At 51.4% G+C, this 19,341-nt stretch carries 14 protein-coding genes; 1 reads left to right on the forward strand and 13 read right to left on the reverse strand.

Annotated features, from left to right (window positions below; translation table 11 throughout):
• Nucleotides 1-5 precede the first annotated feature (5 nt).
• The 8 genes from K0T92_RS02500 to K0T92_RS02535 all read right to left on the reverse strand — a co-directional run bounded on the left by K0T92_RS02500 (nucleotide 6) and on the right by K0T92_RS02535 (nucleotide 10,763).
• Nucleotides 6-884, reverse strand: a complete 879-nt coding sequence (locus tag K0T92_RS02500; RefSeq protein WP_219870826.1) for an ABC transporter ATP-binding protein — start codon at nucleotides 882-884, stop codon at nucleotides 6-8.
• Nucleotides 885-890: 6 nt separating this feature from the next.
• Nucleotides 891-3,755: an ABC transporter permease gene (locus tag K0T92_RS02505; RefSeq protein ID WP_219870827.1), complete on the reverse strand. Its 2,865-nt coding sequence runs from the start codon at nucleotides 3,753-3,755 to the stop codon at nucleotides 891-893.
• Nucleotides 3,756-3,758: 3 nt separating this feature from the next.
• Complete coding sequence (locus K0T92_RS02510; protein ID WP_219870828.1) at nucleotides 3,759-4,829, reverse strand: efflux RND transporter periplasmic adaptor subunit; 1,071 nt, start codon at nucleotides 4,827-4,829, stop codon at nucleotides 3,759-3,761.
• The gene (locus K0T92_RS02515; RefSeq protein ID WP_219870829.1) at nucleotides 4,795-5,583 is read right to left on the reverse strand and encodes an ABC transporter ATP-binding protein; all 789 of its coding nucleotides are present in this window, start codon (nucleotides 5,581-5,583) and stop codon (nucleotides 4,795-4,797) included. The genes K0T92_RS02510 and K0T92_RS02515 overlap by 35 nt, the downstream gene beginning before the upstream one ends.
• A gap of 181 nt (nucleotides 5,584-5,764) precedes the next feature.
• Nucleotides 5,765-7,507 carry a methyl-accepting chemotaxis protein gene (locus tag K0T92_RS02520; RefSeq protein ID WP_219870830.1) on the reverse strand — a complete coding sequence of 581 codons (1,743 nt, stop codon included), beginning with the start codon at nucleotides 7,505-7,507 and terminating at the stop codon, nucleotides 5,765-5,767.
• An 822-nt stretch (nucleotides 7,508-8,329) separates the two neighbouring features.
• Nucleotides 8,330-9,448: an ABC transporter permease gene (locus tag K0T92_RS02525; RefSeq protein ID WP_219870831.1), complete on the reverse strand. Its 1,119-nt coding sequence runs from the start codon at nucleotides 9,446-9,448 to the stop codon at nucleotides 8,330-8,332.
• Nucleotides 9,448-10,392, reverse strand: coding sequence for an ABC transporter ATP-binding protein (locus K0T92_RS02530; protein WP_219870832.1), 945 nt, complete (start codon nucleotides 10,390-10,392; stop codon nucleotides 9,448-9,450). The genes K0T92_RS02525 and K0T92_RS02530 overlap by 1 nt, the downstream gene beginning before the upstream one ends.
• Nucleotides 10,393-10,520: 128 nt before the next feature.
• Nucleotides 10,521-10,763, reverse strand: a complete 243-nt coding sequence (locus K0T92_RS02535) for a hypothetical protein (RefSeq protein ID WP_219870833.1) — start codon at nucleotides 10,761-10,763, stop codon at nucleotides 10,521-10,523.
• 389 nt (nucleotides 10,764-11,152) lie between these two features.
• On the opposite strand from K0T92_RS02535, the gene K0T92_RS02540 reads away from it, so the two are divergent.
• Complete coding sequence (locus tag K0T92_RS02540) at nucleotides 11,153-11,980, forward strand: NAD(P)-dependent oxidoreductase (protein WP_219870834.1); 828 nt, start codon at nucleotides 11,153-11,155, stop codon at nucleotides 11,978-11,980.
• An 88-nt stretch (nucleotides 11,981-12,068) separates the two neighbouring features.
• Here the strand turns inward: K0T92_RS02540 and pyrE are convergent, their stop codons facing one another.
• The 5 genes from pyrE to K0T92_RS02565 all read right to left on the reverse strand — a co-directional run bounded on the left by pyrE (nucleotide 12,069) and on the right by K0T92_RS02565 (nucleotide 19,314).
• Entirely contained in the window at nucleotides 12,069-12,716 is a 648-nt protein-coding gene (gene pyrE / locus K0T92_RS02545; protein ID WP_281423090.1) for an orotate phosphoribosyltransferase, read from the reverse strand.
• 1 nt (nucleotide 12,717) lies between these two features.
• On the reverse strand, nucleotides 12,718-13,452 hold the full coding sequence (gene pyrF, locus K0T92_RS02550) for an orotidine-5'-phosphate decarboxylase (protein ID WP_219870835.1): 735 nt from the start codon (nucleotides 13,450-13,452) through the stop codon (nucleotides 12,718-12,720).
• A gap of 122 nt (nucleotides 13,453-13,574) precedes the next feature.
• Nucleotides 13,575-16,793 carry a carbamoyl-phosphate synthase large subunit gene (gene carB / locus K0T92_RS02555; RefSeq protein ID WP_219870836.1) on the reverse strand — a complete coding sequence of 1,073 codons (3,219 nt, stop codon included), beginning with the start codon at nucleotides 16,791-16,793 and terminating at the stop codon, nucleotides 13,575-13,577.
• Nucleotides 16,780-17,925 carry a carbamoyl phosphate synthase small subunit gene (locus tag K0T92_RS02560; protein WP_219870837.1) on the reverse strand — a complete coding sequence of 382 codons (1,146 nt, stop codon included), beginning with the start codon at nucleotides 17,923-17,925 and terminating at the stop codon, nucleotides 16,780-16,782. The genes carB and K0T92_RS02560 overlap by 14 nt, the downstream gene beginning before the upstream one ends.
• Nucleotides 17,926-18,024: 99 nt before the next feature.
• On the reverse strand, nucleotides 18,025-19,314 hold the full coding sequence (locus tag K0T92_RS02565; protein WP_219870838.1) for a dihydroorotase: 1,290 nt from the start codon (nucleotides 19,312-19,314) through the stop codon (nucleotides 18,025-18,027).
• Nucleotides 19,315-19,341: the final 27 nt, after the last annotated feature.

The following is a 19,341-nucleotide window of genomic DNA, read 5'->3' on the forward strand; positions in this document are numbered from 1 at the left end:
GCCGATTACCCCTCCAATGATTTGGGCGTCGAAATAATAATTCGCTCGCCATCGAATTCCATTGATGCTTTATCTGTAATTTGCAAAGCAGTTAAATATGCTTTTGGAATTTGCAGACGGCCTACCCGGTCAACAACGACATACTCTTCATGCGCATCCTGTACGCCCGGATCGAGACTGATCCCGCCCTCAGCATCCAAATTCGGATTGCGCTTAATAAACTCTGTACTCGTCAAGCCGTCACGGATCGCAACGACCCGGTCCACCTTCCCGGCAAGCGAAAGATCATGCGTAACGATAACGATCGTTATCCCAATCTCCTTATTAAGCTTGCGGAAAATGTCCATGATCAGATCTGAGGTTCGAGTATCAACTGATCCTGTCGGTTCATCTGCAAGCAGCAGCTTGGGGCGATTAGACAGCGAGATCGCAATTGCAACACGCTGCTGCTCACCGCCGGACAGCTGATGCAGCTTGTTGTGCATCCGCTCCTTCAGACCTACCCATTCCAGCAGCTGCTTCGCATACGCCCGATCCAGCCTGGAGGAGAGCATCATCGGCATCTCCACATTCTCCAGGGCAGTCAGATAAGGAAGCAGGTTGCGGGCATTATTCTGCCATATAAACCCTACCGTATCCCGCTTATACTCGACAAGCTGGTCATCGGTAATCTTCAGCAGATCCCAGGGGCCTACCCGCACTTGGCCAGCGGAGGGCCGATCAAGCCCTCCCAGAATATTCAGCAGTGTCGATTTGCCGCTGCCGCTATTCCCGATAATCGCCATCATCTCGCCTACACGGACATGCAGGTTCAATCCTTGCAGCGCAACGACCTCGAGATCGTCTGATTTATAAATTTTGACAAGACCCTCGCATTGAATCATGGTCGTCTAACGCTCCTCTCCCATCTTGACCGCCTGATGCACCCGCAGTCTCCGGATATGAATGAGCAGCAACGCGGCTCCCATCAGCATCATGCAGCCAACAACAACGTACAGCTGCATCGTATCCTTCGAGTCGAACACGACACGGAACGGCGGCACCGAATTGGCGACATTATCGGTTGTTTGCAGAAACGGCAGAAACAGCAAGCTGGCAATTTTGCCGATCGCAATACCAAGGCCGATCGATAGGCCCGCTGTAAACAATTGTTCCAGCAGAAGCATGCCCGTGAGCTGCTTGCGTGACAATCCCATCGCTCTCAGTACGCCGAACTGCACCACACGCCCTGACAGGTTAAAGAACCAGAAAAGCACGTAACCGGTCAGCGATACGATAATCGAGACAAGGAATCCAAGGCTCAAAATACCGAATACACCGCCTCTGGTAGGATGCTTCGCTTGTGTCGCAAGCTCGATGCGGACATCCTTCACATCTGCAAGCTCAATCCCTTTCTCTTGCAATTGCTTCATGATTGGACCCGTCAAGGCGTCCGGCTTCATCTTCAGCCATACATCATAACGGATAATTGGCACTTGATCATAAATATAATCCAGATTCGCAATTACGAACGGCGATTGATCCGGATATTGACTCGGCCAGAATGGCACGATTCCAACAATGACAAAGTCAATCATTCCGTCCTGAAGCCCAACAGATACGATATCTCCGAGCTTCAGCTGATATTTCTCAGCAATCTTCGAAGGTACAATTGCCGCTTGCTCATACATGCCAAGATAGTTCAGATAATGGAATGGATGCGCCGGGAACAAATCACTGCGGAACCATCCTACCTTGGCAAAGTCTACGTTATCAATCCCCATCAATGTGCCCTGGCCTACCGAGCGTCCGGAGACGATAACATTGCCCTTCGTCTGCATGACCCGAGCAGCGGCCTCAACGCCGTCCAGCTTGCGGAAAATCTCGAACGGAGGCTCTGTGTAATTGGTACGGGTTGGTCCTTGCGGCGCTCCTCCACCCTGCCCCCCGCCTTGGCCTCCACCCTGATTGCCGCCGTTCTGACCGCCTTGATTTTCCTTATCGATCAGTTCAGTCTCGCCTTCCCATACGGTTTGCATAATAACGTCCGTGCCGTATTTGTAAAGCGTGCGTTCTGTGGAGTTCAAATCAATCGTGCGGGCCGCGGAGGCATTATAGACACCAAGTCCCAACGTAAGTATAAGTAAGATCATCAGTGGGTAATACCCTTTGGATGAACGCGACAGCTGTGTCAGTGTCAGGAACACTGGAACCGGAAGCAGTCTGCGGCCCATCCAGCTAAACAATTTAAGCAGCCATGGGAATATACGCAAGAAGAATAATCCCATCGCAAAGATCGATAATGCCGGAACAAAGAACAGGAACGGCTGCACATTCAGCTGATCTGTCGTCATTCCGCTCTTGAACGAGATCATTTGACGCTCATTGAAGAGATACCAGCCGTAAGCGGCTGCTCCAAGCAGCACAACGTCGATATACCAGCGCTGCCAGAACGGCTTGCTGTCAGAACGCGCAAGCTGCTGCTTGTAGTTAACGATGGAAGCACGGGCATACATGACCGCCGGAATAACCGTTGCCAGGACGGCAAGCAATACTGCCGCCAAACCCGCGATTATAGCTTCCGTGGAGAACCCGACCGGTATAGACTTGCGGTTGACGAATTCCAGGAATCCGTTGGCAGAGCCAATACTCTTCGCCATATACCAGCCGATTAGCGGACCGATGACCAGAGCGGCTGCGCCCAGCATGAACCCTTCAAGCAGGTACATCCATATGATTTGTCTTGTGCCGGCGCCACGGCTCCGCAGCACCGCGATATCGCTGCGCTGTTTGTCGAGCGATTGTCTCGCATTCATCGCAATAAAATAGAATACCATGGCAATCATTGGCGCTGCCAGCGTAAACAGCAGCATTTGCAATTGCAGACTTTGCGTGCGGAACTTATCCAGCAGCTTATCGAAGGAGAGCTCAACCTTCGTATCCTTCAGCTTCTGGTACAGCTCCACATCCAGCCGGCTAAGCGTCTGACTGAGAGGAGACAGCTGGCTCGTCTTGATCTCCTTGAGATCGAAAGCATAGTACCAGTTCACAGTATGAACGGGAATTTTGTTGGCTTCAAGAAGTCCCTTCTCGAATGCTGTACCGCTAACCTGAAAAGTGTTCATAAGACCTTCCAGGCCTTGGTACCAGTAGGGATCACTCTCGCTGAGCGGCTTGTATGCCCCCACGATCTTGACTCGCAGCGTTATGTCCAAGCCTCCATAGATCGGATATTCGAACACATCGCCGATGTGAACATCACTGCGGTACATCGCCTCTTCCATCAATACAACCTCGACGAGACCATCGGCGCCAACCTCATCACTGAACCAGCGGCCCTGTGTCAGCTCGACCTTCTTATCAAGTCCTGACAGCGTGTTGATCGACATCTGACGAACGCGGCTGGCATCTACCTTGGTGGGATCCTCAGGAGTGATCTCGGTACTGCGAATTCCCATATTCCGCACAAACGTACTGAAGGGAAACCCGATATCTTGAGGCACATCTTCCTTGATATAGCGGGAAACCTCTGCCAAAGCCGCAAAGTCCGTCTTGTTGCTCGTCGATTGGTAACGCATAAGCAGTGATCCGGCCGGCAATCCGCTGCTCTCATCCTTGAGCGTCTCTGCAACGACCCGTTTGAGCGCGCCGTCCGCATACATCGGGATGCTTGTCGCGAACGCTACGGCAATGATCAAGCCTGCAAGCGAACTGAGCGTCATCCATCGCGTGTTCCACATTTTGCGGAACAGAAAGCGAAATAGCGGCATCCCCATCGATTATCGACCTACAACTTTCTGTCCTGGCGTCAATCCTTTGAGGATTTCAATTTCAGTGGACGTCTGCTCTCCTACCTCTACGTCAACCTCGCGTTTGCCATCCTTATCGGTAACCTGCACATAAGTACGTGATCCGATTGTGCGCAGCGCAGATGGCGGGATTACGATCGCATTTTCTTTGCGCTTCAGAATGATATTAATGGATAGCGGCGTTCCTCTAGTAATGCCTTTAGGCATCTTCTCCAGCTCCACAATCAGAAAATCTTCCGGTCGTTCCGGACGCTGATTGCCGCCGCCGGGATTGCCGCCGTTATTTCCTTCATCCTCTTGCGGAATAGGGAGCTGCTTTATAGTGCCGTTAACTTTGCCAATATTGTTAATATCGACGACTACAGGCATACCGACCGATATCCCTTTCAGTTCGTCCTTCGTCATCTTGGCAGCAGGTGTCAGCCTGCTCGTATCCGCAATGATGCAGATCGGATCATAGGCATTGATCTGATCGCCCTTCACCACGCTGACGGACACAATCGTTCCAGAGAAAGGCGCTTTGATTGTCGCTTTATCAATCTCCTCCTGCTGGTCAACCAGCGCTTGCCGTCCTTCTTCGAATGTAATCATCGCTTCTTCAAAATCAAGAGGCGTCATTTCATCGCGCTTGCGGAGCGTTTCCTTCATCTCCGCTTCCTTGCGCTTGAAGGAAATTCGCGCAGAACGCAAATCCTTAATCTCCTTATCCATATCCAGAACAGCCAATACCTGGCCGGCCGTCACCTTCTGGCCTACCTTCACGTCCAGTTCCTTCAATCGTTTGCCCGCCAGTGTGAAGAAAAGCGTCTCTTCCTCAAGCGATATCGTCTTGCCAATAGCCGTTTTTTTCGTTTCCAGCGTCGTCGTTGTTACCTCATACTCCGGCTTTTGCGATATTTGAGGAGGTGCGATGCTCGGCAGCACCTCCTCATTCTCTTCATCCGGCAGCAGGGAGCAGCCGCTAGTAAAAATTAACGAAGCGCCCAGAACTGCAGCCGCTGTCCGTTTAAATGAATTTCCCGTCAACCATTTCGTAAACATGATCGGCAACCTCCAAAATCGTAGGATCGTGCGTTGTCATACAAATCGTAACGTGTTCAGTGCTAATAATATTTTGAAAGACCGACATAATTTGCGCCGACATCTGCGAATCCAGCTCTGCAGTCGGTTCATCCGCCAGCAGCAGACGCGGCCTGTGGGCAATCGCCTTGGCGATTGCAACCCGCTGCTGCTCTCCGCCTGACAGCTCGAACGGGCGGTGATGCATACGCTTGCCCAGTCCTACCAAATCCATGCAATGAATGATGCGCTCCTTCCACTCGCCCCCCGGAATTCCGGCCATACGAAGCGACAGCTCAACATTCTCATAGGCAGACAGCAATGGCATAAGTGCAAACGCCTGAAAAATAAACCCCATCTGCTTGCGGCGGACCATCGTCCGTTGATCATCGCTCATCTTGTGGAAAGGCATATCCTGAAAAAAAATCTGGCCTTTGGATGGCTGATCCAGCCCTCCAATCAGGTTAAGCAGCGTTGTCTTGCCGGATCCTGAGCGTCCGCGCAGCATAACAAGCTGGCCGGTCCTCAGCTCCATATTAATACTCTTGAGAACATGCAGTGGCTGGCCGCCAACCTGAAAAGTCCGTTCGACCGATTCCACAGTCAGAAGCGTCTTCCCGATATCTGAAGGCGCCTCTCTCTGCACAGTCTTAAGAGCGGTTGCATTCCCGGCTTCCTCCACTGATTCGACCTGAACCGCCTGCGTTTCTCCTTGTTTTCGTCTCCACAGTGCCATAGATAGTAGACCATACCCCCCATCCCTACGTAAATCAATTATCTCAGTATACCGTATAGACGGCACAGAGGGACAAAAAGTTACGAATTTTATGGATAGAAAACTTAAATATTTGTTAAAAAAGCTCTTGCCTGCGCTTTTGTGATATTTCCCACAGCGCATCCAAGAGCTTCCAAATGAATTATCGAATTTTAAAGGTTGCAACCGAACGCTCAAGCTCGTCCACAATGCCTCTCAAGTGGTCGGAGGAATGAGCAATTTCTTCCATAACCGCCAACTGCTCCTGCGTTGCCGAAGCAACATTCTGCGTATTGCTCATATTCGTCCGGGCAGCGCTGGCAGATTGCTCCATCGTTGCGCTAACCTGCTGCGAGCTGGCAGACATCTGTTCCGTAATCGCTGAGTTATCGTGAATCTGTGAGGCAATGCTCTGTATTTCCTCACGAATATGCGTAAAGCTGTCGTTCACCTGCATCATTAATTGGCTGCCGACGGCAACCTCGCTCAGCGTCGAGGACATTACATTCGAAGCGTTCGCCATCTCTCCCTGGGTTGCCGTTACGAGCTGATTAATAACATCTGCGGAATGAAGGGATTGTGCCGCCAGCTTGCGGATCTCACCAGCTACGACGGAGAAGCCCCGGCCATGCTCGCCAGCCCGTGCGGCTTCAATAGATGCGTTAAGCGACAAAATATTCGTCTGGTTGGAGAATGTCGTAATATTCTCTGCAATAAGGCCGATTTCATTGGATCGTTCATTCAGCTTGGCAATGATGCCGGATAGCTGCTCAATGACGGTTTTGATACCCTTCATCTGATTATCGAGCTGCTCAAGCTGCGTTTGGCCGCGCTCTGCATCATCAGAAGTTTTCAAGGAAGCTTCGGATATAAGGGATGTATTCTCAGCGATCTTGCCGATCCCGACAGCCATTTCATCAATCGCGCGTGAAGTCTCCTCCGCTCCCCTTGCTTGAACCTCCATCCCTTCGTTCACTTCTTGAATCTCCTCCGCAACATGTGCGGCTGCAGTCGCCGACTGTTTGGCAGAAGCATTCATTTGCTCAGAGGCGGAGCTTACTTGCATCGCATTGTCAGATATCGTTACAACGAGGCCTCGCACTTTGCTGATCATGCCTTCAAGCGCATAAGCGATAGCGCCAATCTCATCTCCGCTATGCTTGATGGAGGGTTGATCTCTCAGATCTCCTTCTGATACCGCACTGGTCAATTTATTAACATATCTGATCATTCTTGCAATATTGCGGATTATAGCAAATCCCACTGCGAAAATGAGGAGCAGACAGATGACAAGACTGATCCCGCTCACATTCTTCATTTGCGCAGTCTCTTCGTTTATCTTCTTTATTTGATTTGTTGCATTTTCGTCCAAAATTTCACCGATGATATTGATGCCTTCCCTTGTCTCATCGAATATGACCATCAGCTCCGGATTGAATACCTTGCTTCGTCCATCCATTGCTGCGTTCTCGGCATCCTTGTACCATTTTGGATAATTGGCATGGAAAGCGTCCGCTATCATCCGAATCGATAAATCGCCATCCTGTTTCTTCAAATCAAGCATTCCATTCGATTCAAGAATGCCGAATGCCTCATCTATTCTCTCTTGCGCCTGCTCCGCATTGGCAACGAAATCCTCCTGCATTTGCTTGGCTTTCGTCGGATCGGACAGATTGGACTCTAACACTTGAAGCGCCGCAAGAGATTGATAAAAGTCACGGTCTGCATTCAGCACCAGCGTATTTACCTTATTCGTAGTCTCAAAAAGAGATTGCGTCAGATCATTCATATCCGTCTCATAACGCTCCATCCAATAAACGGTACTCACAATATAGAGCACAATTGGAAAAGCAGCCAGTAATACAAGTTTCACTCGCAAAGACAAGGAAAATCGGCCTTGTTTCATTCAATTATTCATCCCCTTTGATGTATAAGCTCGAATTATAAAATTATATATATTGCACTATATCGACATTTTGTTTAGCGGATATAAGAAAAGATTTAACTATGTATTTTATTAAACAAATCAATGCCGCAACCTGTTAAATCCCTTAACAAAAGGGCGTTGGGATGGTATTGTGGACGCTCCGTCTGGTCGGTTCCAGCTGCGCAGAAAGCCTGCGAATAGGCTGGCTTTTTATCCTTTCTGTTTGATAAAGACCGAATACCTGCCAAAGCGCAGGCTTTTCGCCATGTTTGCCCTCTGGTACCCCGATCGGCCATATATCCCTGCGCAATCGCAGGCATTCTGCCTATTATGGCTACTTTTAGATGAAATTCCTGCACTTTGGCAGGCTTCCCTCTCATCACCAACCGAATGTGTTGCAGTCACTCACTCTCATACGCTTAGAAGCTTAGCAAACGGAAGCGCTCCAACAAACTTTCTTAACAGCCTGGGTAAATGCAGGAATTTCGTTTAGAAGTACCCCTGAGAGGTGAAATGCCTGCGTTAGTGCAGCAATAGGAGGCAGAATAGTCCGACTGGAGGCAAACTACGGAGATTTCATACGCGCTGGCAGGCATATCATCATAAGCAGGCGGAAATGTGAGAAAGCCTGCGTTTGCGCAGGCATGTTCGCTGTCTATAGAATTGCGCCCACAGAAAAGAAGCCTCCAGCTCTGAAGTGCGCCTCCAATTGTCGGACTTTTACCAACAATTGGGTGGCACTTCACACCACTTTGCTCGTGGTTTTGAAGGCTTCTTCGAAAAGGTCTTTTCAATCCTGCACTATCTAGCTTCTTTCCACTTGTAGAATTTGGCGCCAATGAGCACCGTAGTGACTCCCCACAGGAGCAGCATGCCGACATTGAGCCAGAATGCATCATTCATGATGCCGAGCCCATAGACCATTCCGTCCCGGATGCCGTCGGCAAAATAAGTAAGCGGGAGAAAATGAGCAAGCGGTTTGATGTATTCAGGCAATGCATTCACATCGAAGAAGATTCCGCTTATGAACATCATAATGAAGCTGAACAAGTTCGCCATGCCAAAATAGCTTTCCATCGACTTGCTGAATGCCGCTATCATAAAGCCGATTCCAGCGAAGGATAAGGTTCCTACAAGGAAAATAATCAGAAATGCGCCGATATTAATATTCAGATGCGCGCCAAAGGCCAACACACCGATCAGCGACAGGAGCACAATCTGAATGCCGCTAAGAATAAACCGAACGACAATACCGCCCAGACCGAACAATCCCATGCTCGCCGGGGTCATAATGAGCCGTTTCAGCAGCCCGTTGCGCCGCATCTCCACCAGATCAATCATGCCGAACATGCCCGCCTGCGCAATGGACAGGGCAATAAGGCCCGTCAGCAGAAAATCCGTATATTCCAGCTTCTCGCTGCCAGCCGAAATATAGTCCGTTTGCAGCGAGAGGCCAGGTTCTGCCTTCACGCCCGCCATATTGCCCTGCAGCACGAGATTATTGAGAATACTTGCGATCGCCTGAGAGGTAGAGGAGTTCTGCTTCTCCTTATTCAGCAGCAGCTTTATGTAACCGTCCCCCTCCGACTCCGGAAGGATGACAATCGCATCCACCTCGAGATCCTTCAGCGATTGCTCTGCATCCTCGCGCTTCACCGGGTTCTCTGATTGAAATTCAAACACATCAATTTCCTGCAAGCTATGAAGAAGCTGCTGGGACACCGCATTTTTGTCCGGTTCCACGAGCGCGAGCTTCGCTGAGAAGCTGTCTGAAGAGCTGCCAAAAATCATAATAAAGACAGAAAGCAGCAGCACGGGGTAGAAAATAGACCAGAACCATACTGATTTATCCCGAAACATCATTTTGAGATGAGCGCCGAAGAGCTTCTTGAACTGATTCCATTGGTTCACTCGCATCATCAGTCCCTCCACTCTTTCCCGGTATACGCAATAAATACGTCTTCCAGGCTCATTTCACGAATGGAGACTTGTTCCACTTGGATGCTGCGTTCAGTAGTGAAGCCAAACAGACCGTACAAGGTCTCTTCCGGCTTAATGGACCAGACAATGAGATGGTCACCCTCCCGCTTCACCCGGGTTACAGCGGGATTGCCAAGGGCGATAGACTCCGCCTCGGCAGCAGGGATGTCGCCTTCTGTGAACGTCAAATGAATCTCGCGTTCACGCGTCAATTGGCCGATCAGCGCCTTGGGCGTATCCAAAGCGACAATCCGCCCCTGATCGACAATACAGACCCGATCGCTAAGCTTATCCGCCTCTTCCATGTAATGCGTGGTTAGTATCGTCGTCTTGCCGAGTGATCTCAGCTTGAGCACGATATCCCAAATGTTGCGGCGGGCTTGCGGATCAAGTCCGGTCGTAGGCTCGTCAAGGAAAATCAAATCAGGATCATTAATCATGGCCAGGCCGATGGCCAGCCGCTGCTTCTGTCCGCCGGATAATACCTTTACTCTTTTGCCCCGGTGATCGGCCAGATTGATGTAATCCAGAATTTCTTCAACCTGGCGCTTGCGGTCATAGAATGAGGCGAACGTTTCCAGGTTCTCCTCCACCGTCAACAAATCAAACAATGCGCTTGTTTGGGGCTGGACACCGATGCGCATTTTGATCGCGTTTCGGCTTCTGTCCCATTTCATCCCCAGAATCGTAATCTCGCCCGCGTCAGGCTGCTGCAGACCTTCAATCATCTCCAGCGTCGTTGTTTTCCCGGCGCCGTTAGGCCCGATAATGGTGAAAATTTCTCCGCCCCGCACCTCGAAGCTGATCCCGTCAACCGCCGTTACAGCACCGAAAGTCTTGCGCAGCCCTTGTACAGCAAGCACGCTCTCCCGTACAACCGTCATCGCATTTCCTCCATTCTTAAAGTCATCTAACCAGCCATTCTGCTGCTATTATGACTATAACGAATGAGGAAAAGGATGATAACAGGCTGGAGGAGGTTTATGATCTACATCTTTGGGATGAGAATAAATCATGCCGTGTAGAGCAGATCCTCCATCATCGTAATAAGCCGCGTCTTCATCTGCTGGAGCTTCATAATGGCGCGTTCCCTGAGCAGGTCGCTGTCTTTTACCCAAGCAGTCCGGGCGATTAAACGATAGGTGTCATCCATAAGCGCAATTTCCTCACGGTTGATGGATTCACGGTCATAACGGCGGATACGCCGGATCAAATCGCCTGTCGTGTGCAATAGTTGGTTGAAATGCTGGTTCATCTGAATCTCCCTCTCAATCTATTATTCTTTTTGTTAAGCTGTCTAAGTTGAACAAATGAAACGAACAAAGGGACCGCCGGGCAGTGGAATGTTCTTACGATCGCTGTTGTTCTTTCTCTCATTCCACTTATTTAGTTATAGTAGAATATGCAATTAGATTGTTTTTCATTACCCAATATGCTGGTCTTGAAACCAAATAGGGGGATAAAGACCGAGCGATAGCCGGATATGAACGGTATTCATAGATGATTCTGGTAAAATAAGAAGTATCCTAACCTCCATAAGAAAGGAATTACATACCTATGCTGCAAGACAAACCACTCTGTCTCATTGATGCAACGATATCACTACCCTCTGCTGAGCTGCTCCTGTTGGAGCCGCATTGTAAGGTGAAATTCATCACCCCAACTGACAATATTAATGAATCCTTACTGAGCCAATGCCGGGTATTATTAGCGCACAGCCGTATTCCAGTCCATATCCTGTCCGCTCTCATACACTGTCAATATATCGGAATTCGCGCCCATAATCTGGACTATATAGACCGCCAAGCATTGCCCGGCACGCCATTAATCGAGGGAATACCGGCCCTTGCGGGACAAGCTGTGGCTGAGCATGTGCTGGCCATGATATTCTACTTGACGAAGCAACTGGGGCGAGCACGGAGCAGCATGCTGGAGGGCATCTGGAGGGACAAGCTGGGACCAAATATAGAGCTTTACGGAAAAAATCTCGGAATTGTCGGCAACGGTGAGATCGGCCAGTCTGTCGCAGCACTTGGGCGAGCGCTCGGGATGAATATTCTTATAAGTGACAAGCAGGGAGTTCAAACGGATACCGGCTTTCCGATTGAAGAGGTTCTGAATCAATCCGACATCGTTACACTGCATCTCCCGGCAACACCTGACAATACGGCCTTCTTTAATCGGGAACGCATCTATGCGATGAAGAGAGGCGCTCTCTTAATCAATACTTCCCGGGGGTCAATTCTGGATTACAGTATCCTTGAAGAAGCGCTGGCATCCGGCCAATTAGGGGGGCTTGGCCTTGATGTATACCCCGATGAGCCTGTCAGGGAGCCTCTTCCCTCTTACTTAACGCTGTCCAATGTCATTTGCACGCCGCATCATGCTTATTATGCGGATAACACGATCGCGAGGATGAACCATCATCTCATACATAATGCGCTCCGATTCTTGCAGCAGCAACAATCCTGAAGTGAACATCCTGTCTGGACAAAAAAAAAGAGCAGGGCATCGGGCTGGCTGCCCCTGCTCTGCTCTATTTATATTGCTATATATGCTGCTACACTCCGAACGATTGCGGGTTGTCGCGCCATGCTTGCAGCACAGCTATGTCGCTGCTTTGCACGGAGCCCTTCTCGACGGCTACTTCAATTAATGCTGAGTAATTCGATAGTGTATGAAGCGGAATATTCTCAGCGGCAAAAGCTTCTATTGCATGCGCGAACTGATAGGTGAAGATCGCAACAACACCCTGTACCTCGCAGCCGGCTTCACGAACAGCTACTGCTGCTTTGAGAGAGCTTCCGCCTGTGGAAATCAGGTCTTCAATGAGAACGACCTTTTGCCCCGCCTTAAAATGGCCTTCGATCTGATTCGTCTTGCCATGTCCCTTCGCTTTATCACGGACGTACAGCATCGGCAGGTTCAGCTTCTGGGCTACCCATGCCGCATGCGGAATACCGCCTGTCGCTATGCCTGCAACCGCCTCGCAATCCGGGTAACGGTCGCTAATAATCGCGGCGAAGCCTTCCGCAATGGAATCACGAATCGCCGGATAGGACATGGTCAGCCGATTATCGCAATAGATCGGCGATTTCATGCCAGAGGTCCAGGTGAAAGGATCATTCGGACGAAGGGCAACCGCATTAATTTCCAGCAGTCCTTTGGCAATCTCATAGGGCAGTTGTTCCAGCAATTGTTTACTCATCTCAAACCAGCTCCTCAATAATAGATTCAATGGCTGCACGGGGATCAGCAGCTCCTGTAATCGGCCTTCCGATTACCATAAAGTCCGTTCCTTGCGCCAGCGCTTCGCCAGGAGTCATAATGCGGGTTTGATCATTCAGCGCAGCTCCTGCCGGACGAATGCCCGGCGTTACAGTCTTGAATTCCGCGCCGCATTCAGCTTTGATCGTCTTCACTTCCTGCGGTGAAGCAACGACGCCGTTCAAGCCCGCCGCCTGGGCAAGCTTGGCGTAGCGAATAACGGCATCCTCAACGGAGCCCGCTATACCAATCTCATCATTCAGCACCGCTTGGCTTGTGCTTGTCAGCTGAGTGACCGCAATGACAATGGGGCGTTGCAGGCCGGAGCCTCCTGACGTTGCTGCCTCCACGCCTTCCATAGCCGCCTCCATCATCCCTTGGCCGCCCGCGCCATGCACGTTGAACATATCAACGCCAAGCCTCGTAATACTGCTGGCGCCGCCCTTAACGGTGTTGGGAATATCGTGCATCTTGAGATCGAGGAATACACGGTAGCCTCTATCCTTCAACCCCGAGATGAATCCCGGCCCTGCGGAATAGAACAGCTGCATGCCAACCTTGATATAGCATGGAATCCCTTCCAGGTTCCGCAACAGCGTCTCCGCAGCTCCCGCTTCCGGATAATCAAGCGCCACCATAATGCGTCCGGCTGCTTCTTCACGCGTCAAACCTGCCATCGTAATCCCTTCCTCTCACGCTGTCTATTATGGACAGACAAGACGGCCTTCCATCCGCACCGTGATGAGGCCGCCATGACAGCTTCATCACGGCCGATGTTGGCCGCTTCTTATCTGTAACCTTATTTCTTCTGCAGCACCGGCATTGGGCGCGAGGAGAAGTTAATCGTTTCGAGCATCGTAAGCAGCGCTTGTACCGTATCCAGCGAGGTCATGCAGACGACGCCGTTCTCAACCGCTTCACGGCGGATACGGAATCCGTCACGCTCAGGAGTTTTGCCCTTCGTTAATGTGTTCACAACAAAGTGCGCTTGTCCATCACGGATCAGATCAAGAATGTTAGGCGAGCCTTCGCTCAGCTTGTTCACATGTCTGACACGCAGCCCTGCCTCTTCCAGAGCTGTCGCTGTTCCGCCTGTTGCGATGATGTTGTAGCCCAGCTCGTAGAAGCCGCGCAGAATCTCAATCGCTTCCGGCTTGTCCTTGTCAGCAACTGTCGCAATAATCGCGCCTGTAGGCGGAATGCGCATTCCAGCGCCGATCAGACCCTTGTACAAGGCTTTGGCATACTGCTGGTCGCGTCCCATTACTTCACCCGTTGACTTCATCTCCGGCGTCAGTGTCGGATCTACCCGGCGAAGCTTCGCGAAGGAGAATACTGGAACTTTAACCGATACATAGTCATCCTCAGGCCACAAGCCTTCGGAATAGCCCAGGCTGGCAAGCTTCGTGCCGAGAATCGCTTTGGTCGCCAGATTCGCCATCGGCACATTCGTCACTTTGCTCAGGAACGGCACCGTACGCGAGGAGCGCGGGTTAACCTCGATCACATACACTTGATCCTGGAAAATAACGAACTGAATGTTTACAAGTCCGATTACTTTAAGCTCTTTGGCAATTTTGATCGTAATATCGATCATTTGCTGCTTCAGCTCATCCGACAAGGATTGCGGCGGGTAGACCGCGATGGAGTCGCCGGAGTGAACGCCTGCACGCTCAACATGCTCCATAATACCAGGGATCAGAACTGTCTCGCCGTCGCAGATCGCGTCTACTTCTGTTTCTTTGCCAAGCATATAACGGTCAATCAATACAGGATGCTCCGGATTGATCTTAACCGCTTGCTCCATGTAAGTAAGCAGTTCTTGATCGGAGTATACGATTTCCATCGCGCGCCCGCCAAGGACATAAGAAGGTCTTACAAGCACCGGATAACCGAGTCCTTGCGCCGCTTCGACCGCTTCGCCAACCGATACGACTGTCTTGCCTTCCGGTTGAGCGATATCCAGCTTGCGAAGCAAGGCTTCGAATTTTTTGCGGTCTTCCGCATTGTCGATGCTCTCCAGGCTGGAGCCCAGAATACGAACGCCCGCTTTGGTAAGTGGTGCAGCAAGATTGATTGCCGTTTGTCCGCCGAACTGAACGATAACGCCAATCGGCTTCTCCTGCTCGATAACGTTCATAACATCCTCGAAGAAAAGCGGCTCGAAGTACAGGCGGTCAGATGTGCTGAAGTCTGTAGATACAGTCTCCGGATTGTTATTAATGATAACCGCTTCATAGCCTGCATCCTGGATGGCCCAGACCGCATGAACGGTTGAGTAGTCAAACTCGATGCCTTGGCCGATGCGGATCGGGCCAGAGCCCAGAACAAGCACCTTCTCCTTGCTCGTTTCGATCACTTCATTCTCGGTTTCATAGGTTGAGTAGTAGTATGGTGTTGTCGCTTCGAACTCGGCCGCACAGGTATCAACCATTTTGTAGACCGGTCTGAAGCCTTCTTTAAGGCGCAGCTCGCGTACTTCCTGCTCCGTTGTCAGCGACTTGTGGCCGCCCTCGCTGCGGATCTCTGCGATGGAACGATCCGTAAAGCCTTTGCGCTTCGCTGTGTACAGCAGCTCGGAAGTGAGCTGGGACGCGCTGCGAAGCTCATTCTCGAAACGAACGATTCCTTCGAGCTTGTCCAGGAACCACCAGTCGATGTTCGTAATGTTCTGAACGTCCTGCAGCTCATAGCCGCGGCGGAAAGCTTCGGCAACAAGGAACATCCGCTCATCGTCCGGCTTGTTCAGACGGAGGCGAAGCGTTTCATCGCTCAGCTCCGATGCTTCCTTCAGGTGAATGCGGTGTACGCCGATCTCTAGCGACCGGACCGCTTTATGAATCGATTCCTCGAAGGTGCGGCCAATGGCCATTACTTCGCCGGTTGCTTTCATCTGCGTACCCAGCTTGCGGTTCGCCGAGATGAATTTATCGAACGGCCAGCGCGGAATTTTGGAAACGATGTAATCCAGCGTTGGCTCGAAGCATGCATAGGTTTGGCCCGTTACCGGGTTGACAATCTCGTCAAGCGTATAGCCGATTGCAATCTTGGCCGCCATCTTCGCGATCGGGTAACCCGTTGCTTTGGATGCCAGCGCAGAGGAACGGCTTACACGCGGATTTACTTCGATAACATAGTACTGATAGCTGAAAGGATCAAGCGCGAACTGGACGTTACAGCCGCCCTCAATGTTCAGCGCACGAATGATCTTGAGCGATGCCGAGCGAAGCATTTGGTACTCGCGGTCGGACAGTGTCTGGCTTGGCGCTACGACGATACTGTCTCCGGTATGAACGCCAACGGGATCAAAGTTCTCCATGTTGCACACTACGATACAGTTGTCGTTGGCGTCACGCATAACCTCATATTCGACTTCTTTCATGCCGGCGATCGATTTCTCGATCAAGCATTGGCTGATTGGGCTGTAGCGAATACCCGATGCCACAATCTCCAGCAGCTCTTCTTCGCTGGAGCAAATTCCGCCGCCTGTTCCGCCAAGCGTGTAAGCCGGGCGAACGATGATAGGATAGCCGATCTCATTAGCAAAATCTACTGCTTCCTCTACCGTCGTAACGATTACGCTCTCCGGAACCGGCTGCTCCAGCTCGCGCATCAGATCGCGGAACAAGTCGCGGTCCTCCGCCTTCTCGATAGCTGTCAGCTGCGTTCCCAGCAGCTGCACGTTCTCTCGCTCCAGCACGCCTGCGCGTGCCAGCTCTACCGCCATGTTAAGGCCTGTTTGGCCGCCAAGCGTAGGCAGCAAGCCGTCAGGACGCTCTTGACGGATAATTTGCGTGACGAATTCCAGCGTTATCGGCTCGATGTAAACTTTGTCCGCCATATTCGTGTCGGTCATAATTGTTGCAGGGTTGCTGTTTATGAGAACAACCTCGTAGCCTTCTTCCTTCAAAGCCTGGCAAGCTTGAGTTCCGGCATAATCGAATTCAGCCGCTTGACCGATAACGATTGGGCCGGAGCCGATGACAAGTATCTTTTTGAGTTCATTATTTTTGGGCATACTGCAGCTCTCCTCTCAATGATTCCGCAAGCTGGGCTTGGCGCGGTTTCTTCGGGTTAGTTCTTTTATGTTCGCGGATCATCTCCAGGAATTCATCAAACAGGTAGCTTGAATCGTATGGACCCGGGGCAGCTTCAGGGTGATATTGAACCGTGAATGCCGGATACTCGGTATGCTTCAAGCCTTCGATGGTGCGGTCGTTATTGTTGATATGGGTAACGGCAAGCTTCGTATTCTTAACGGAATCCTCAAGAACTGTATAGCCATGATTCTGCGATGTGATGTAGCAGCGATTCGTCGACAGCTCTTTTACCGGATGATTGCCGCCGCGATGTCCGAACTTCAGCTTCGCTGTGTCAGCTCCGCAGGCCAGTGCGAACAGTTGATGACCCAAGCAAATGCCGAAGATCGGGTATTCGCCAAGCAGCTCATTGATCATCTTGACCGCTTGAGGCACATCCTTAGGATCCCCAGGGCCATTGGAGAGCTGGATGCCATCGGGATTCAGGCGGCGAATTTGATCCGCTGTCGTATCGTGAGGCACGACAACAACATCGCAGCCGCGCTTGGTCAGCTCGCGCAGAATGCCGCTCTTCGCGCCGAAGTCTACCAGCACGATGCGCTCGCGGTCGCCAGGGCTTGAGAAGATGCTCTTCGTAGATGTGCGCGCAACTTGATCCGTCATTAGCGGCGTGGAGCCAAGACGCTCCTGAAGCTCTTCGACGCGCTCCGCGCCTGTCGTCAGAATGCCTTTCATTGTGCCGTGATGGCGAAGGATGCGAGTGAGCATTCTCGTATCAATATCGCTGATGCCGATGATGCCGTATTCCTTGAGCAGTCGATCCAGCGTATATTCAGCGCGCCAGTTGCTTGGCACCGGTTCATGGCGGCGTACAACAAAGCCGTGAATGAACGGCGAGACACATTCGAAGTCATCGCGCGTAATGCCGTAGTTGCCGACAAGCGGGTAAGTCATCGTTACGATTTGTCCACAGTAGGACGGATCGGAGATAACCTCTTGATATCCTGTAATTCCGGTATTAAATACAACTTCGCCGGATGATTGGCCTTCAGCGCCGAATCCCAGACCTGTGAACAATGTTCCGTCTTCCAATAACAATCTTGCTTGCATCCGTATCACTCCTTCAAAGTTTTCTGCGATCCCCCTGCAATATGCGAGCAGAAAACTCGCCTCGGAAGCATTCGCTTATTCTAAGTTGATTCGTCCTGCTTACAGCTCCGACCATACGACAGCGCCACCCACCATCGTCAGCACCGGCCAGCCATTTAATTTCCAACCGCCAAACGGCGTGTTTTTTCCTTTAGAAACGAAGGTCTGCGGGTCAACCTCGCGCTCGCCCTCCAGATCCACAATTGTTACATCCGCAGGCGCGCCGACCGTCAATGAGCCTGTCGGCAGCCCGAATACGCGGGCAGGGTCTGTCGTCATACGTTTGAGCAAGAAGCCTAGCGGCCATTTGCCGTTCTTCACGAACTTCGTATACATCAGCGGGAAGGCTGTCTCAAAGCCTGTAATTCCGAATGGAGCCAGCTGCATGCCGCGCGCTTTCTCTTCCGCGCTGTGCGGCGCATGGTCGGTAACGATGATGTCAAGCGTACCGTCCTCAAGCCCTTCGATAACCGCCTGCACATCACGCGGCGTGCGGAGCGGAGGATTCATTTTCCAATTGGCATCCAGTCCCGGAATATCCTCATCCGACAGAATCAGATGATGCGGGCATACCTCGGCAGTCACTTTCACTCCGATGCTCTTGGCCAGGCGGATCAAGCGAACCGACTGCTCTGTGCTCACATGACAAACATGGTAATGTACGCCTGTTGCTTCCGCCAGCAGCACATCGCGGCCGACATGAATCGCTTCGGATTCGTTCGGGATGCCTTTGAGCCCGTGCTTCTGTGCGAACTTGCCTTCCGTGACGGCTGCGCCTACAACAAGCGAATCATCCTCGCAGTGCGCGATGATCGGCATGCCCATCGATGCCGCCAGGCTCATTGCATCCTTCATCATCTGCGCGTTCTGAACGCCTACGCCATCATCTGTGAAGCCAATCGCGCCCGCTTCCTTCAATGCCGCAAAGTCCGTCAGCTCGCGTCCAAGCTCATTCTTGGTGATAGCCGCGTAAGGCAGCACCCGCACAACACCCTCAGCAGCCGTCTTATCCAGTATGTACTGGATCGTCTCCGGCGTATCAACCACCGGCCTGGTGTTCGGCATACATGCAATTGTTGTAAAGCCGCCTTTGGCCGCAGCACGCGTTCCGCTGGCAATATCCTCTTTATATTCGAAGCCCGGCTCCCGCAGATGGACGTGCATATCGATAAAGCCTGCGGAGAGGAGCATTCCTTTCGCGTCAACAACTTCGTGTCCCGCCGTATCCGGCTGGCCATCCGCACCGCTCACAATTGCTGCGATGACACCGTTCTCTACTCGAACATGTTTGCTCTCCAGTGTTTCTGTTGCCTCATTCCATACTTGTCCGTTCAATATCCATACTGACATCGTTTCATTCTCCTTTCGGCGCCCTGG

The organism is Paenibacillus oenotherae (assembly GCF_019443105.1).
GTDB classification, from domain to species: Bacteria; Bacillota; Bacilli; order Paenibacillales; family Paenibacillaceae; genus Paenibacillus_Z; species Paenibacillus_Z oenotherae.

Coding starts and splice junctions, on each gene's coding strand:
- K0T92_RS02505 (WP_219870827.1), bottom strand. CDS start 3,755: ATGGGGATGCCGCTATTTCGCTTTCTGTTCCGCAAAATGTGGAACACG.
- K0T92_RS02515 (WP_219870829.1), bottom strand. CDS start 5,583: ATGGCACTGTGGAGACGAAAACAAGGAGAAACGCAGGCGGTTCAGGTC.
- carB (WP_219870836.1), bottom strand. CDS start 16,793: ATGCCCAAAAATAATGAACTCAAAAAGATACTTGTCATCGGCTCCGGC.
- K0T92_RS02525 (WP_219870831.1), bottom strand. CDS start 9,448: ATGATGCGAGTGAACCAATGGAATCAGTTCAAGAAGCTCTTCGGCGCT.
- K0T92_RS02565 (WP_219870838.1), bottom strand. CDS start 19,314: ATGTCAGTATGGATATTGAACGGACAAGTATGGAATGAGGCAACAGAA.
- K0T92_RS02510 (WP_219870828.1), bottom strand. CDS start 4,829: ATGTTTACGAAATGGTTGACGGGAAATTCATTTAAACGGACAGCGGCT.
- K0T92_RS02560 (WP_219870837.1), bottom strand. CDS start 17,925: ATGCAAGCAAGATTGTTATTGGAAGACGGAACATTGTTCACAGGTCTG.
- K0T92_RS02520 (WP_219870830.1), bottom strand. CDS start 7,507: ATGAAACAAGGCCGATTTTCCTTGTCTTTGCGAGTGAAACTTGTATTA.
- pyrE (WP_281423090.1), bottom strand. CDS start 12,716: ATGAGTAAACAATTGCTGGAACAACTGCCCTATGAGATTGCCAAAGGA.
- K0T92_RS02535 (WP_219870833.1), bottom strand. CDS start 10,763: ATGAACCAGCATTTCAACCAACTATTGCACACGACAGGCGATTTGATC.
- K0T92_RS02500 (WP_219870826.1), bottom strand. CDS start 884: ATGATTCAATGCGAGGGTCTTGTCAAAATTTATAAATCAGACGATCTC.
- K0T92_RS02530 (WP_219870832.1), bottom strand. CDS start 10,392: ATGACGGTTGTACGGGAGAGCGTGCTTGCTGTACAAGGGCTGCGCAAG.
- pyrF (WP_219870835.1), bottom strand. CDS start 13,452: ATGGCAGGTTTGACGCGTGAAGAAGCAGCCGGACGCATTATGGTGGCG.